Origin of the sequence: Bradyrhizobium neotropicale, from assembly GCF_001641695.1 — a bacterium.
Lineage (GTDB): Bacteria > Pseudomonadota > Alphaproteobacteria > Rhizobiales > Xanthobacteraceae > Bradyrhizobium > Bradyrhizobium neotropicale.
In genome coordinates this window covers 33,342-48,082 of record NZ_LSEF01000052.1, presented here as the reverse complement: position 1 = coordinate 48,082, position 14,741 = coordinate 33,342, and the positions used below count along the sequence as shown (strand labels likewise).

Genomic DNA, 14,741 nt, shown 5'->3' with positions numbered 1-14,741 from the left:
CATTGATACTGAAGCTGAGGCGAGACTTTGTGCCGACATCATGAGGAGGTCAGGCCATGGAGATCGAAGGCACGACGTTCGGCACGATCACGATTGACGGAAAGACCTATGAACACGACGTGATCATTCGCCTGTCTGGCGAAGTGGCAAAGCGAAAGAAAAATCTATCGAAGAAGTACTACGGCACCTCGCACGTCCTCTCGAAGGACGAGGCGAAATTCGTCTTTGAGGACGGATGCGAGCAGCTCATTCTAGGGTCGGGCCAGATGGGCAATGTGCATCTATCGCCGGAAGCGGAGGCGTATTTTGCGAAGAAGGGGTGCGCAGTCCTGCTCGAACCGACCCCCAAGGCAATTCATACGTTCAACCACTCGCACGCCAGGAAGATTGGTCTCTTTCACGTAACGTGCTGAGCCATCCACCCCCAAGAAGGGCCTGGCAGTACGCTGGAAGGGAAGTAGCGGCCTCGTTCACCCTCCCCTGGAGGGGGAGGGTGAGAGAGCACCGTTCCTGCCAGCTCGCCCCCGCCTAAAACGGCAACCCCACATAATTCTCCGCGAGCAGGCGCTGCGCGGTGTCGGACGAGAACAGATATTCCAGCTCCGTCTGCTGCAGCCTGTCTTCATACTCGGAACGGTCTGGGAAGCGATGCAGCATCATCGTCATCCACCAGGAGAAGCGCTGCGCCTTCCATATCCGCGCCAGCGCCTTCGCCGAGTAGCCCTCGAGGCCAGAATCATCGCCGTTCTGATAGTGCGCGAGCAGGCCGTGATAGAGATAGTAGATGTCGGAGGCGGCGCTGTTGAGCCCACGCGCGCCCGTCGGCGGCACGATATGGGCGGCATCGCCGGCGAGAAACAGACGACCATAGCTCATCGGCTCGGCGACATAGCTGCGCAAGGGCGCGATGCTCTTCTCGATCGACGGTCCTGTGATCAGTCGGCCAGCGACCTCGTCCGGCAGACGCCGCTTCAGCTCTGCCCAGAACGCGTCGTCGGACCAGCCCTCCACCTTGTCGGTGAGCGGTACCTGGACGTAGTAGCGGCTCAGGACCTGCGAGCGCATCGAGCACAGCGCGAAGCCGCGTTCGTGCTTCACGTAGATCAGCTCCGGCGAGACCGGCTTCGTGCGTGACAGCACTCCCAGCCAGCCGAACGGATAGACCTTCTCATATTCGCGCAGCAGGTCCTTCGGGATCGATCTGCGACTGACGCCGTGAAAGCCGTCGGCGCCGACGATGTAGTCGCAATCGACCCGGATAGTTTCCCCGTTCAAACGATACGTCACGAACGGCTTGTCCGAGGTGAGGTCATGCGGCGTCACGTCCTCGGCATTGTGCACGACCTTGCCGCGGTGCCGGTCGCGCGCCTCGTAGAGGTCGCGCGTCAGCTCGGTCTGGCCGTAGACCAGGACGGAATTGCCGCCGGAATGCTTGTGCAGATCGATGCGGGAGAGCACGCCGTCATGGGCGATCTCGAAACCTTCGTGGATCTCGCCCTCGCGGTCCATCCGTTCGCCGCATTGCGCCTCGCGCATCAGCTTGGCAAAGCCGTGCTCGAGCACACCGGCGCGGATGCGGGCGAGCACGTGCTCGCGGCTGTATTTCTCCAGCACGACCGTGTCGATGCCCTTCAGGTGCAGAAGCTGCGACAACAGCAACCCGGACGGGCCACCGCCGATGATGCAGACCTGAACTTTCATTTTTCCGTCCTCCCGTCTGCACATATTTTGCAGATTCCAGGCTGTAAACGGATGGAGGGATTGGCCTTTGTCTTGTACTATTCGAACATGAGAACCGCAGCCCCTGCCCCGGCCATCCGGGTCTACAACCTCTTCGGCGAGTCCGGCGATCTGCCCGACGTCGTGCATTGCGAGACGATCGCGTCGCGCTCGGTGCTGCACGACTGGACACTGGCCGTGCACCGGCATGCCCGGCTGCACCAGGTGCTGCTGATCGAACGCGGCGGCGGCGAGGCGACGCTCGACGGGCGCGTGGTGGCGCTGAGGCCGATGCAGATCGTCAACGTGCCGATCGGCCACGTCCACGGCTTCCGCTTCCTGCCGGGCACGCAAGGCTGGGTGCTGACCATTGCCGCGGAAATCCTGGACGAGGCGCTGCTCGCCTCGGAAGGCCTGCGCGGCGCGCTGTCGCGATCGGCCGTGGTCCGCGGCACGCCGCAGATTCGCGCTACCATGAAGCAGATCTTTGCCGAACACGCCGCGCGCAATTTCGGCCGGGCCCATGTGCTCCGCGCGCTGTCGGCGGCCATGATCGGGCTCGTGGCGCGCGCGCTGACGAGCGAGAGCGGTGGCAATGGAACGGCCGAATCCGGCCTGTTCCGCCGCTTCGAGGCGCTGCTCGAGCAGCACCATCTGGAGCGCTGGAGCGTCGCGGACTATGCGCGGGAACTGGCGATCACGCCGACGCATCTCAACCGCGTGACGCGGGCTGCAACCGGCGATACCGCCTCTCACCTGATCCTCAACCGGCTGATCCGCGAGGCGCGGCGCAACCTCGTCTACACCAATCTGCCGGTCTCGACGATCGCGTATACGCTGGGCTTCGAGGATCCCGCCTATTTCAGCCGCGTCTATGCCGCCGCCACCGGGCTATCCCCGCGTGCCTTTCGCGCGCAGTTGCATGGCAATGAGGGCTGACGCCTCCGGCGAAAGACCAGGCGCACCGTTCACTGCTGCTGCGCTCTCCCTTCCCGGGATTCCATTTCGTCGGGATGCGACTTTTCATAGTGGAGAAAGAGGTCGAGCAACGCCAGCAGCACGATGACGACACCAAAGCCGATGCTGAGGTGCATCGCGCGTGTGTGCGCAAATCCAAGGAGCCAGGGCGACACGATGAGCCAAACGCCCATCAACACGTTGATCCACTCCTCCCAGTCGCGATAGGCGATGATGGCAGCCAGCGAGAGGATACCGATGATTGCGCTCGTCACCCAGATATCAATCCTGCCCTGGCTGATCGTCAGCTTGAACAGCCACGGCGATATGAAGAGTACGGCGGCGAGAAATAGGTTGTAGACGTCAGGGACGGTTTCGCGCTCTTGCAACCTGCTCATGACATACCTCTCCGATGGACATGCCGAGGGAATCATTCGGAGCGGGTTTGGTTCCGGACCAGCGGGCTTCGCACGGATAGACTTTGGTTGGGGGCCTGCTGCGAACCACAACGGCCTTTGTTGCCGGCGCGGCCACTTACCTTCGTATATAGCGTCCTATCCTTTGGATAGAGACCCTTAACCTCCGTACAATTGAGCAGGGAATGCGCACGCCTTAGCGTGGCTGCATTCGGCGCCCTGGCGCTGGTGGCATCTACCTCCCTAACCTTGGCGCAAGACGACCACCCCCTGTCCGGTCGTCTGCGCCGCTTTTTCAGCAAGCCATCGGCGTCCTGTGTTGTCGCGGCCGACACACCGAGCCCTGGTGGCCGAACCCGCCGGCTTTTATGCGGAACTGGGGATTTGTGCAGAATGTCTTCGATTGAGAAGATCGCACTCTTTATCGATGGCTCCAATCTCTATGCCACCTCCAAGGCGCTCGGCTTCGATATCGATTACAGGCGTCTGCTCGGCGAATTTCAGGGCCGAGGCAGGCTGCTGCGGGCCTTCTACTACACCACCGTGATCGAGGATCAGGAATACTCGTCCATCCGCCCGCTGATCGATTGGCTCGACTATAACGGGTACACCGTCGTCAAAAAGCTCACCAAGGAGTTCGTCGACGCCACCACCGGCCGCCGCAAGGTGAAGGGCAGCATGGATGTGGACCTCGCCGTGAATGCGATGGAGCTCGCCGGACAGGTCGATCAGATCGTGCTGTTCTCGGGCGATGGGGATTTTCGCTCCCTGGTGGAAGCCCTGCAACGCCACGGCGTCCGCGTGACGGTCGTGTCCAGCCTCTCCACACAGCCGCCCATGGTCGCCGACGAACTGCGCCGGCAGGCGGACGTCTTCATCGATTTGGCAGAATTGAAACCCAAAGTGGGGCGCGATCCGGCCGAGCGGCCGGGATCGCGCGAGCTGCGTCAGCCGCCGCAATTCCTCGCGCGCGGAATCATCAATCGCGGCGACCGGGTGGAATGATCCCGCGGGACGGCCGTCGGATCGTCAGACGTCGAAGAACACCGTCTCCTCCGGTCCCTGCAGATTGATCGTGAAGGAATACACGACTTTGCCGCCGCGCTCGCTGCGTTTTGCGATCAGCGTCGACCGACGGACCGGCGGCTCGACCAGGTTGAGCACAGGATCGGCGGCGTTGGCCGCTTCCTCATCCGAAAAATAGAGCCGCGTGTTCAGCCCGATATTGATGCCGCGAGCGACGATCCAGACATTGACGTGCGGCGCGCATTTGCGCCCCATCTTGTCGGTGATGGCGCCGGGCTTGATGGTCTCGAAGGTGACGAGACCGCTGTCGAAATCCGATCCCGCGCGGCCCCAGCCGCGAAAATCCTCCTCCAGGGCGCCGGCGGAGCGATCGGCCGGATGGTTGTAGCGACCGGCCGCGTTGGCCTGCCAGATCTCCAGCAGCACGTCGCGCAGCGGTGAGCCGGTGCCGTCGAGCACGCGGCCTTCGAGCGTGACGCGCTCGCCTTGCGTGCTCGGCGTCACCAGGACGTTCGAAAAGTTCTTCTCGAAGATGTCGAAGCCGGCCATCGCCGGGATGAGGCCAATATGGACGTAAGGCCCGGCGGTCTGGGAGGCGGTTTCCTTGAGGTAGTTGAGCGGCTGCGGCATTTGGCTCAGTTTCCTGCGGTGCGGTTTTCGAAATAGGTGGAACGCGCCCCGCGCAAGACGATATCGAAGCGGTAGGCGAGCGAATCGAACGGCGTAGAGGCGTTGAGATCGAGCGGAGCGACCAGGCGGTCGAGCGCGTCCTTGTCCGGAATTGTCGTCAGGATCGGGCAGACCGGGATCAGCGGATCGCCCTCGAAATACATCTGCGTGATCAGCCGCTGTGCAAAGCCCGAGCCGAACACCGAGAAGTGGATGTGGGCGGGCCGCCAGCTATTGACGTAGTTGCGCCAGGGATAGGGCCCGGGCTTCACCGTGCGGAAGTAATAGTAGCCGGTGTCGTCGGTCAGCGCACGGCCGCAACCGCCGAAATTCGGATCGATCGGCGCGAGATAGGTGTCCTTCTTGTGCCGGTAGCGGCCACCGGCATTGGCCTGCCAGAACTCGACCAGCGTGTTCGGCACGCCGCGGCCGGTCTCGTCCAGCACGCGGCCGTGGACGATGATGCGCTCGCCGACGGGATCGCCTTCCTTGGCGTAGTTGCGGATCAAATCGTTGTCGAGCGGGCCGAGACCATTGTGCCCGAACACCGGCCCGGTGATTTCCGAGATCGAGTTCTCTAGCGACAAGAGCGCCTGGCGCGGCGAGCGCAGCACCGAGGATTTGTAGCCGGGCGCATGCGCCGGCGGATGGATGGAGCGATCGCGCTGAAAGAAGCCCCCATCGCGAAGCGGCGGCGCGAATGGCTCGGCGCGGTTGAGGCGGGGATCCTGCAAGGCAGCAATTGGCGCCTGGGCGTTCATCGGCGTTGTCTCTCCCTCTGGCGCCCGGGTCCGGGCGCGGCTTATCGGGAGATCATGGCCCCGCCTATTCTCAAGATAAATAGATCGATTATAATCAATTCCATGAAAGAAATCGATCATTTGGCGATCGACGGCCACGCGCTCGAACTGTTCCTCGCCGTACTGGAGGAAGGCTCGGTGACGGCAGCCGCGACGCGGCTCGGCCTGACCCAATCGGCAGTCAGCCACGGGCTCAACAAGCTGCGGCGGATCGCCGGCGATCCGCTGTTCGCCAAATCCGGGCGCGGCATCGTCGCGACCGCCCACGCCCAGGCGCTGGCCGCAAAGGCGCGCGCGCTGATCGACGAGATGCGAAGCTTTGCCGGCGGCATCACCTTCGAGCCGGCGCGCGCGCAGCTCTCGCTGACGATCGCCGCCAACGATTTCCAGCGCGATCTGCTGCTGCCGCGATTCTTCGGACATGTCGCGGCACAGGTGAAGAGCCTGAACCTGCGCGTGATTCCCTCGCAGTCGCCCTCGCCTGCAACGCTGCGCGAGAACCGCTGCGACCTCCTGATCACGCCGCTGCCGCCGTCCGGCGCCGACATCGTGCAGAAGCGCCTGCTCAGCGATCACTACGTCTGCTACCACGATCCCAAGGCGCGCGCCGCGCCGGGGAGCCGCGCCGCCTATCTCGCGGCCCGCCACATCACCGTGGTCTACACCGACAATGAGCGGCTCGATTTCGACCGCCGGCTGGCGGCGAACGGTCTTCACCGCGATATCGCGATTTCCGTGCCGAGCTTTTCCGGCGTGCCGTCCTTCCTGCACGGCTCGCAGATGCTCGCGAGCATGCCGAGGCTGCTCGCCTCCGGCGTAATGCGCGGCTTCGCCCAAACACCGATTCCGCTGGCGGCGCGCACGCGCTCGCTGGCCGAGCTGCCGATGTTCATGGTCTGGCACCAGCGCTATCAGAAGGACCCGGCCCACCGCTGGATCCGAAGCCAGCTCGAGACCGTCGCAGCGACGGCGGCCGGAGACTGAGCTTCGCCCCACCCCACGGAAGCCTACCCCTTCGCGGAACCCACTGGTTGCGCCGCGACAGGCACGCTAGAATTCCCCCATGACCGTGACCGATATTGCGAGCAGGACCTACAATCATAGTTGGCGGCTGGATCCCATCATCCGCAGCCTGCTCGATACCGACTTCTACAAGTTATTGATGTTGCAGATGATTCGGGAATCCTATCCGAGTCAGAAGGTGACTTTCTCGGTCATCAACCGCTCGCGCCATGTGCGGCTCGCCGAGATCATCGACGAGGGCGAGCTGCGCGCGCAGCTCGACCATGCCCGCACCATCCGCTTCACCAAGAAAGAGCTGATCTGGCTTGCCGGTAACACCTTCTACGGCAAGACCCACATGTTCTCGGCCGATTTCATCCGCTGGCTCGCCGAATTCCGCCTGCCCGAATACGAGCTGCGCAAGGTCCAGGGCCAGTACGAGCTGCATTTCCACGGGCCATGGACCCACACCACGATGTGGGAGATTCCGGCGCTCGCCATCCTCAACGAGCTGCGCTCGCGCGCGGCGATGAAGGGCCGCGGCCGGTTCGAGCTCGACGTGCTCTACGCCCGCGCCAAGGCCAAGCTCTGGACCAAGGTCGAGCGGCTGCGCAAGCTCGAGAATCTGCGGCTGTCCGACTTCGGCACGCGCCGCCGCCACGGCTTCCTCTGGCAACGCTGGTGCGTCGAGGCGGTGAAGGAAGGGCTCGGACAATCCTTCATCGGCACGTCCAACGTCCTGCTCGCCATGGACAACGACCTCGAAGCGATCGGTACCAACGCGCACGAGCTGCCGATGGTCGCGGCCGCGCTCGCCAAGGACGACGAAGAACTGCGCTGGGCGCCCTATCGCATCCTCGACCAGTGGCGCCAGACCTATGGCGGCAATCTCCTGATCGCGCTCCCCGACGCCTTCGGCACCAAGGCTTTCCTGCGCGACGCGCCGGAATGGGTCGCCGACTGGACCGGCTTCCGCCCCGACAGCGCGCCGCCGATCCAGGCCGGCGAAGAGATCATCAAATGGTGGGAGACGAAGGGCCGCAATCCCAGGGACAAGCTGCTCGTCTTCTCCGACGCCATGGACGTCGGCTCGATCGAGGACACCTATCACCATTTCGCCGGCCGTGTGCGGCTATCGTTCGGCTGGGGCACCAACCTCACCAACGATTTCGTCGGCTGCGGGCCGGACGGCTCTTTCAACCTCGATCCGATCTCGCTGGTCTGCAAGGTGTCGTCGGTCGATGGGCGACCGGCGGTGAAGCTCTCCGACAATCCGGAGAAGGCGACCGGCATGCCATCGGAGATCGAGCGTTACCTGCGCGTGTTCGGCGATGCCGGCCGCGTGCGCACGCCCGTGTTGGTCTAGCCGCCGCAGGCCGAATTTCCTTCATTCAACTAAACGGTTTACGCAGAATTCGAGGCACCGGCGCGCGAATGCCGCGCCAGTTCCGGATTTGCGGCATTTGCGACGAGGCTGGCCCCGGTCACTTCAGCAGTAGATAGCGAACCGGGTTATCGTCGCACTGACCCGCTCCACACTCCAGCACGGTGGATGCGAGATTTGCGGCAATCAACAACGCGAAGATCGCGAATACCGCGTTCGATGCCAGTCCGTTCATGGGCGCATCCCCGGCGTCGTCCCGCTTGCCAGCCACGTCCTTCACGACGAAGAGAAGCGCGACATAGCCCACGACCCCGACCGCCGCGATGAGCGCCCACGTGTAGAAGTGCAGCCCAAACAGCGTCGAGCCGTATCCACGATCGCCCGGCGCGAGATGCAGCGACACTTGCCGGATCGAAATGAAGCCGGTGACGAGGCTGCCCACGAGAATCATCGCGTAGTGCGACGCACGCTCGCCGATGCGCACGTTGAACAGGAACCCAACGCCGATCGCGATGAACCCGGCCCGTTGCAGCAGGCAAAGCGGACAGGGCAACTCGCCGAGCGCAAGTTGATAGTAGAATGCGACCGTCAGAACGAACGAGATCCCAAGCACCCCGAGCATATTCAATATCGCGCCGGGGGGTCGTTGCTTGCTCATTTTCGTAGTGCCCATCTCTACGCCGTCAGAAGGAAAAGTTCAGCGAATCCGTCGCGTGGTGGAAGAACCATGCGACCGTGACGACGCCCGTTGCGCTCCAGAGCAAATAGGCCAATCCCGCGCGCGAACGCCAGAGGCAGGCGCAGCTTGCCAGCGCCAGCAGAAAAGGCAGAAACATGTACATGAGCACGGGCTCCTCGATCGATCGCTCTCTGCGCGAGCAGGCCCAAAGACATATACGATATCACTGCGATTCGGCTCCCCATATGGAGCACATCGTAGGCCGGCCAGGCCGCCGCCAGGCCCCGGGCCGTCACTCAGGAGCCGGCTTCGCCACGCCGCTCCTGCGCGTAGCGCACCAGCGCCACGAAGCGGTAGATGCCGTGCACGAACTTGCCGTAGGGCATGGTGATGAACAGCGCGAACACCGCGCCGAGATGCAGCGCGAGCAGCGGCCCCATCGCGGCCGTCTCCCGCAGGATCAAAAGTGCCATGCCGGTAGCGCCGGTCAGGAACAGCATGGCGATGAAGCCGACATCCATGCCGTAGCGCTGCTCGTCGAGCAGCTCGGGAGCGCGCTGCTTCTTGGCGACGAACAGCCCGACTGGTCCGGCGATCATTCCGATGCCGCCAAGCGTGCCGAGCAGGACCGGCAGGTCCCACAGCGGATACGGCGCCTCGCGTCCCAGCAGGTAATGGTAGAGCGTGGCGACCGAGGTCGCGGCAAAGCAGAGAAGGAAGCCGTAGAAGGTGAGGTGATGATAGAGCTTGCGCCGATCGGTCGGCCGGTCGTCCTCATTGTAGCAGCCGACGCCGCCACCATGGAGATAGCGCAGCTCTCCGGCATCGCGGATCGCCTGGAAGATCGAACCACCATCGGCACGGCCGCCAATGGGTTCGCCGATGTCGCGCCAGAACGCGCGCACGCTCATCACCAGCGCAAGGATGGCATAGAGGAATGCGGCGCCGAACAGCGCGGCCATCGCGTTGTGCGGCATCAGCCTGTAGAACGCGCCCGGCCCGGTATGCACGCCAAACAGCACGCCGCGGTCGTTCAGCGCGGCGAAGCCGAGGATGAAGGCCGCCATGCTGAGCGCGGCGATGACGCTGATCACGAGACCGTTGCGCGCAAAGGTGCCGGAGAGCGCCCGCGGCCAGGCATAGGCCGCATAGGACTCGGCGCGCGCGACCGCCAGCGTCTTCGGGACGTTGACGTTGAATTCGTGCGGCGGCGAGAACTGGCAGTCGACGTAGCAAGCGCCGCAGGCATGGCAGAGGTTGGCGAGATAGTTGAGATCGCCATCGGAGAAGGCGCGGCGCATCTCCATGGCGGGAAATACCGCGCACAGCCCCTCGCAGTAGCGGCAGGAATTGCAGACCGTCATCAGACGGTCGGCTTCGTCGAGAATCCTAGTTCCGTGCATGTTTCGCCGCTTCCCGTCCTGCGATCCGCCCGAACACGCTGCCGATGGTCATGCCGATGCCGGCGGCATAGCCCTTGCCGAGCACGTTGCCGGCCATGATCTCGCCGGCCGCGAACATGTTGGCCGATGGCTTGCCGCCCTTCATCAGCATGCGCGCCTCCTTGTTCACGCGCGTGCCGAGATAGGTGAAGGTGATTCCGGGCCGCACCGGATAGGCGAGATAGGGCGGCGTCTCGATCCGCCGCGCCCAGTGCGTCTTGGGCGGCGTGATACCCTCGGTGCGGCAGTCGTCCAGGATGGTGTGGTCGAACTTACCGGGCCGCACCGCGGCGTTGAATTCGGCGATGGTCTTCTCCAGCGCTGCCGGATCGAGCGTCAGCTTGCCGGCGAGCTCGGTGACCGTCCGTCCCGCGATCGGCGGGAACAGCGTCGGCATGAACGAGGTGACGACGGTCGAGTCGAAGATGATGTAGGCGATCTGATCGGGCTGCGCCGCCACCAACCGACCCCAGATCGCGTAGCGCTTCGGCCAGATGTCCTCGCCCTCGTCGTAGAAGCGCTGCGCGTGCTTGTTGACGACGATGCCGAACACGACGGAGTCGTGGCGCGTGATGATGCCGCCGTCGAATTTCGGCGCGCGGGCGTCGATCGCGACCGCATGGCACTGCGTGGGATCGCCGACCTCCTGCACGCCCCTTTCGAGCAGCATCTTCAGGATCGAGCCGCGATTATAGGGCGTGCCGCGGATCAGGAAATTGTCGGCGGCATCGCCCCAATGCTCCTTCAGCCACTCGATATTGGCCTCGAACCCGCCGGCGGCCGCAACCAGCGAGGTCGCGCGGATCTCGGTCTCGCCATTGATCGGCCGCTTGACGCGGGCGGCCAGGAACATGCCATCCTCGATCACGAGGTCGATCACCTCGGCATCGTATGCGACCTCGACGCCGAGCCGTTCGGCGGTGAGATACAGCGCATTCAACATCGCGCGGCCGCCGCCGAGAAAGAAGGAGTTGGTGCGGCCGAGGCTCAGCGTGCCGCCGAGCGAGGGCTGCCAGCGAACACCCTGCTCCACGATCCAGTTCAGGATGTCCTTGGACTCGCGGATCATGTGGCGGGCGNCCCGCCGGTAACGAGCAGCAGATCCTTCCAGAACTCTTCCTCGGTGTACGGGCCGGTCAGGATCGCGGTCGCGGCATCGTGGGCGCAGCGCATGTTGCGGGTGTGGCGCGTGTTGCCGCCGCGATAGAACTTTGGCGCGCCTTCGAGCACGAGGACGGAGGCGCCGCCGCGCCGCGCGGCGATCGCAGCGCACAGCGCCGCATTGCCACCGCCGATCACCAGCACGTCGTATTTGCTGCCCATTCCGTCCGTCCGATACGACGATGTTGGAGACATTCTGCCCGACGACGACTTCGGTCAAGCCGGACGCTATTGCGTACTTTTGTATACAAAGATATACATATGCGGCGCAAGCGGCATCTGTGCATGGGCAGGATGCGCTCGGCAACCCGCGAGGATGCATGGCCAGACGCCCGGCAAAGGCAGGCGGATCGATCGCGCGCGGCGCCGGCCTCGCGCTGGGCGAAGCCGTGTTCCGCTCGCTGTGCGAGGCGCTTCAGGCCGGCAGCTACCGCGCCGGCGACCGCCTGCGCGAGGAAGAGGTTGCGCAGCGGCTGAAGGTCAGCCGCACACCGGTGCGGGAAGCGCTTGGCCGGCTTGCGGCGCGCGGCTTCGTCGAGCCCGCCGGCGGCCGCGGGCTGATCGTGCGCAACCTCGACATTTCCGAGGTGCTCGAGCTCTATGCCATGCGCGAGATCATGGAAGGCGCTGCCGCACGCCTTGCCGCCGAGCACGCCTCGGCACCAGAGGTCGACGCGCTCAGGGATATCGAGCAGGCGTTCACCGAAGCCTCAGAGACCGACCCGGCCGAGATGCCAAGGCTCAACCGCGCCTTCCACGAGGCCATCTGCCGTGCTGCGCGCAACCGCTATCTCGACAACGCGTCCCGCGAGTTGCAGGACTGGATCGCCCTGCTGGGACCGACAACCTTCACCGTGACGGGACGACCGACGACCAGTCACAGCGAACATCGGGCCATCATCGACGCCATCGCGGCACGCGACGGCGACAAGGCCGAAAACCTCGCACGCGCGCACATCCGCGAAGCGTTGCGCTGCCGGCTGAAGCTCCTGCAGAAGCAGTGAGCAGCCTATTGCCTCGCTCGACGCACGGGACGCGCGCCCGCATTACGACGGCGGCGACACCGGGCCAAGCCATGCAGTCTCCTATTGGGGGAATCCGGAAGGGTCGATTAGCTTTGCAATCACCGGAAAGTACGCATCGCTCAAGCCCCTGTCGATCGTCTCCTGGAAGATCGTGCGCATCAATGCCGCGCCGCGAAGGTTCAGGCCAGCCGCGTCACCGAGCGCCAGGGCATAGCTCAGGTCCTTCATCGCATATGCGGTCGAGAAGGCCCGCAACGGAAACTCCTTGGCGATGATCGCCTTCATACCGTGGTTGCGCAGCGCAAAACTGTCGGCCGAGCCCTTCGACAGCGTCTCCAACAGGAGTCTTGGCTCGACCCCACTGTGCTTGGCGACCGCCACGGCTTCCGCGAGCGCGTTGACCGTCTCGAACAGCACCATGTTGTTGAGGATTTTAATCACCTGCCCCGCCCCGGTGTCGCCGCAGAGGGTGACATCGGTGGCGAAATGCCGGATCAGCGGCTCGACCTTGGCAAATTGCTCCGGCGTCGCGCCGACCATGACGCTGAGCGTGCCGTCCTGCGCCGCCTGACGCGTCCGGGCAATCGGCGCATCGACCCAGAGCGCGCCCTTCTCCGCCAGTTGCCGGGCGAACTCGCGCGTCATGCCCACCTCGGAGGTGCCGAGGTCGATCACGGTCTGCCCGCTCTTGATCGAGGGCAGGATGCCGTCTTCGAAAGCCGACAGCACATGCCTGGCGCTTGGCAGGCACAGGAAGATGATCTCGCTGCCGCTGACGACATCACCAACGCATTTGGCCGCAGTTGCGCCGTCAGCGACGATCCGCGCCAGCGTATCCGCGGCAAGATCGAACGCCAGCACCGTACTGCCGCTCTTGCGCAACAGGTTGCGGCAGATCGGCTCGCCCATCACACCGAGACCGATGAATCCGATCAATCCAGACATTTCATGCTCTCCCCAACGCTCGCGGCGGCCGGGTGGATCGCTCTGACGCTCGGTTTCCACTGACTCCGTCGCTCGATCGTTGTTCTATTCAACAGGACAATATTCTATTTCCATTCTCGTTCTATACCGGCCTCGCGCGCGAGCTCAATCCATGGGACACGCATCCCTGTCGTGCGACCGCCGGGCACCAATGCGCCAGAATGCAGGATGATGAAATTCGCCGGAAAATGCCGCTACGACGTCAGGCCTAGAACGCGCGCGTGAAGAGCCAGTAGCCGCCGAGCAGCGTGATCACCGCGGATACGGCATAGACCAGCCCGGTCGCCCTCACCGGCTTGGCGCGATCGGGCGCGAACAGCCGATCGAACAGGCCGAGCACCGGGAGCACGATCGCGACGATCGCGACCTGCCCGATCTCGACGCCGATGTTGAAGGCCGCAAGCGCCGGCACGATCGCATTCGTCGGCAGGCCGACCTCCCTCAGTGCGCCGGCAAAGCCGAAGCCATGGATCAGCCCGAACAGAAAGGCCACGCGCCAACGGCTGTCGATGTCGCGCGAAAAGAAATTCTCGACGGCCACGAACACGATCGAGGCCGCGATCGCCGGCTCCACGATGCGGCTTGGGATGACGACGAGATCGAGCGCCGCTAGCGACAGCGTGATGGAATGGGCGATGGTGAAGGCGGTGACGATCTTGATGACCGGAATGAGCCGGCGCGCCCACAGCACGACCGCGATCAAGAAGGCGATATGATCGTAGCCGAGAAAGATGTGCACGATGCCGGTGAGGAGATAGCGCTGCATAGTCGACCATAGCGGCGGCGCCGGCGCCGAGAGCGTGACGGTGGTATTGCCGGCGTCGAGCAGCGCCTGGGCCTCTGACTTGCCCTGCACGACCAGCACCACCTGGCGCGCGGTCGGATCCTTCTCGGTCAGCACGGTGGAACGATAGACGATGTCGCCGGCGACGCCCGCGCAGGCAAAGCTGTTGCGATAGATGACGCCGTCTCCATCAGCCAGGATCGCGGCAGTCCCGGCCGCGCAGGCCGTGCCGTCGACCGCGGTCACGGCGAGATGCGCCTTCAGATAGGCAAGAATTGAGGCCGCGGCCGCGTCGACCGCGGCCGGATCGACCGCATCTGCCTTTGCGTCATAGACATTCGTGCCGACGAGCCGGTCGACATCGCTGCCCTTGAGCGCCACCTCGACGGTCACGGCGCGGTCGGCGGTCAGCGCCACGCGCGCCGTCGAGAGGTTGACCTGGTGCGCGCGTACCGGCAGGGCGAAGCTGAGCAGAACCACGCCGAGCAGCGGGAGGCGAAGCAAGTTCATGATCCCGCTCCGACGGCACGGAGCAGCTCCGTCAAGCGGTGCATCTCGAACTCGGCCACGGTGACCACCGCACCATCGGGCGCGAGCCGCGCATAGCGGTCGAGACTGTCGGCGGATGCGCCGAACTCGAGCCTGGCCAGCGGCGCCGCCGCATCGCGCGCGAAGACCAGCACGATGAGGCTC

General features: G+C 64.3%; 17 protein-coding genes and 1 pseudogene. 6 read left to right on the top strand and 12 right to left on the bottom strand.

Annotation, left to right across the window (positions count from 1 at the left end; genetic code table 11):
- The first annotated feature begins 56 nt into the window (after positions 1-56).
- A complete protein-coding gene (locus AXW67_RS17355; RefSeq protein WP_027552843.1) occupies positions 57-413 on the top strand; it encodes an Mth938-like domain-containing protein in 357 nt (118 codons plus the stop codon).
- 115 nt (positions 414-528) lie between these two features.
- On the opposite strand, the gene pobA is transcribed toward AXW67_RS17355, so the two are convergent.
- Positions 529-1,701 (bottom strand): 4-hydroxybenzoate 3-monooxygenase, encoded by a 1,173-nt coding sequence (pobA, locus tag AXW67_RS17350; protein ID WP_063678849.1) that lies wholly within the window; start codon positions 1,699-1,701, stop codon positions 529-531.
- 51 nt (positions 1,702-1,752) lie between these two features.
- On the opposite strand from pobA, the gene AXW67_RS17345 reads away from it, so the two are divergent.
- On the top strand, positions 1,753-2,658 hold the full coding sequence (locus AXW67_RS17345) for a helix-turn-helix domain-containing protein (RefSeq protein WP_063678848.1): 906 nt from the start codon (positions 1,753-1,755) through the stop codon (positions 2,656-2,658).
- 29 nt (positions 2,659-2,687) lie between these two features.
- Here the strand turns inward: AXW67_RS17345 and AXW67_RS17340 are convergent, their stop codons facing one another.
- The gene (locus tag AXW67_RS17340) at positions 2,688-3,074 is read right to left on the bottom strand and encodes an SPW repeat protein (protein WP_063678847.1); all 387 of its coding nucleotides are present in this window, start codon (positions 3,072-3,074) and stop codon (positions 2,688-2,690) included.
- 411 nt (positions 3,075-3,485) lie between these two features.
- Between AXW67_RS17340 and AXW67_RS17335 the strand changes: the two genes are divergently transcribed.
- Complete coding sequence (locus AXW67_RS17335; protein WP_063678846.1) at positions 3,486-4,097, top strand: LabA-like NYN domain-containing protein; 612 nt, start codon at positions 3,486-3,488, stop codon at positions 4,095-4,097.
- Positions 4,098-4,121: 24 nt separating this feature from the next.
- Here the strand turns inward: AXW67_RS17335 and pcaG are convergent, their stop codons facing one another.
- Positions 4,122-4,748, bottom strand: coding sequence for a protocatechuate 3,4-dioxygenase subunit alpha (gene pcaG / locus AXW67_RS17330; RefSeq protein ID WP_063678845.1), 627 nt, complete (start codon positions 4,746-4,748; stop codon positions 4,122-4,124).
- 5 nt (positions 4,749-4,753) lie between these two features.
- Positions 4,754-5,548 carry a protocatechuate 3,4-dioxygenase subunit beta gene (pcaH, locus tag AXW67_RS17325; protein WP_063678844.1) on the bottom strand — a complete coding sequence of 265 codons (795 nt, stop codon included), beginning with the start codon at positions 5,546-5,548 and terminating at the stop codon, positions 4,754-4,756.
- A 102-nt stretch (positions 5,549-5,650) separates the two neighbouring features.
- Here pcaH and AXW67_RS17320 point away from each other — a divergent pair, with 102 nt between their 5' ends.
- Positions 5,651-6,571, top strand: a complete 921-nt coding sequence (locus AXW67_RS17320; RefSeq protein ID WP_063678843.1) for a LysR family transcriptional regulator — start codon at positions 5,651-5,653, stop codon at positions 6,569-6,571.
- Between the two features lie 79 nt (positions 6,572-6,650).
- On the top strand, positions 6,651-7,955 hold the full coding sequence (gene pncB / locus AXW67_RS17315; protein WP_027552835.1) for a nicotinate phosphoribosyltransferase: 1,305 nt from the start codon (positions 6,651-6,653) through the stop codon (positions 7,953-7,955).
- Between the two features lie 118 nt (positions 7,956-8,073).
- Here pncB and AXW67_RS17310 read toward each other — a convergent pair whose 3' ends face one another.
- From AXW67_RS17310 to AXW67_RS44110, 5 genes and pseudogenes are all read right to left on the bottom strand, one after another.
- A complete protein-coding gene (locus AXW67_RS17310; RefSeq protein ID WP_245283945.1) occupies positions 8,074-8,631 on the bottom strand; it encodes a disulfide bond formation protein B in 558 nt (185 codons plus the stop codon).
- Positions 8,632-8,656: 25 nt separating this feature from the next.
- Positions 8,657-8,815: a DUF5993 family protein gene (locus AXW67_RS43190; protein ID WP_027552833.1), complete on the bottom strand. Its 159-nt coding sequence runs from the start codon at positions 8,813-8,815 to the stop codon at positions 8,657-8,659.
- Positions 8,816-8,948: 133 nt separating this feature from the next.
- Positions 8,949-10,055 (bottom strand): tricarballylate utilization 4Fe-4S protein TcuB, encoded by a 1,107-nt coding sequence (tcuB, locus tag AXW67_RS17305; RefSeq protein ID WP_063678842.1) that lies wholly within the window; start codon positions 10,053-10,055, stop codon positions 8,949-8,951.
- Positions 10,042-11,173: pseudogene (gene tcuA / locus AXW67_RS17300) on the bottom strand (FAD-dependent tricarballylate dehydrogenase TcuA); the annotation flags it as partial. The gene tcuB and the pseudogene tcuA, both read right to left, overlap by 14 nt.
- A gap of 1 nt (position 11,174) precedes the next feature.
- The coding region (locus AXW67_RS44110; RefSeq protein ID WP_245315589.1) for an FAD-dependent oxidoreductase at positions 11,175-11,417 on the bottom strand (243 nt) is incomplete at its 3' end.
- A 158-nt stretch (positions 11,418-11,575) separates the two neighbouring features.
- Here AXW67_RS44110 and AXW67_RS17295 point away from each other — a divergent pair.
- On the top strand, positions 11,576-12,259 hold the full coding sequence (locus AXW67_RS17295; protein WP_063678841.1) for a GntR family transcriptional regulator: 684 nt from the start codon (positions 11,576-11,578) through the stop codon (positions 12,257-12,259).
- Between the two features lie 81 nt (positions 12,260-12,340).
- Here the strand turns inward: AXW67_RS17295 and AXW67_RS17290 are convergent, their stop codons facing one another.
- From AXW67_RS17290 to AXW67_RS43185, 3 genes are all read right to left on the bottom strand, one after another.
- Positions 12,341-13,225: an NAD(P)-dependent oxidoreductase gene (locus tag AXW67_RS17290; RefSeq protein WP_063678840.1), complete on the bottom strand. Its 885-nt coding sequence runs from the start codon at positions 13,223-13,225 to the stop codon at positions 12,341-12,343.
- 247 nt (positions 13,226-13,472) lie between these two features.
- Positions 13,473-14,558 (bottom strand): HupE/UreJ family protein, encoded by a 1,086-nt coding sequence (locus tag AXW67_RS17285; protein ID WP_063678839.1) that lies wholly within the window; start codon positions 14,556-14,558, stop codon positions 13,473-13,475.
- On the bottom strand, positions 14,555-14,741 hold a 187-nt coding region (locus AXW67_RS43185; protein WP_201723681.1), incomplete at its 5' end, for a hypothetical protein. The genes AXW67_RS17285 and AXW67_RS43185, both read right to left, overlap by 4 nt.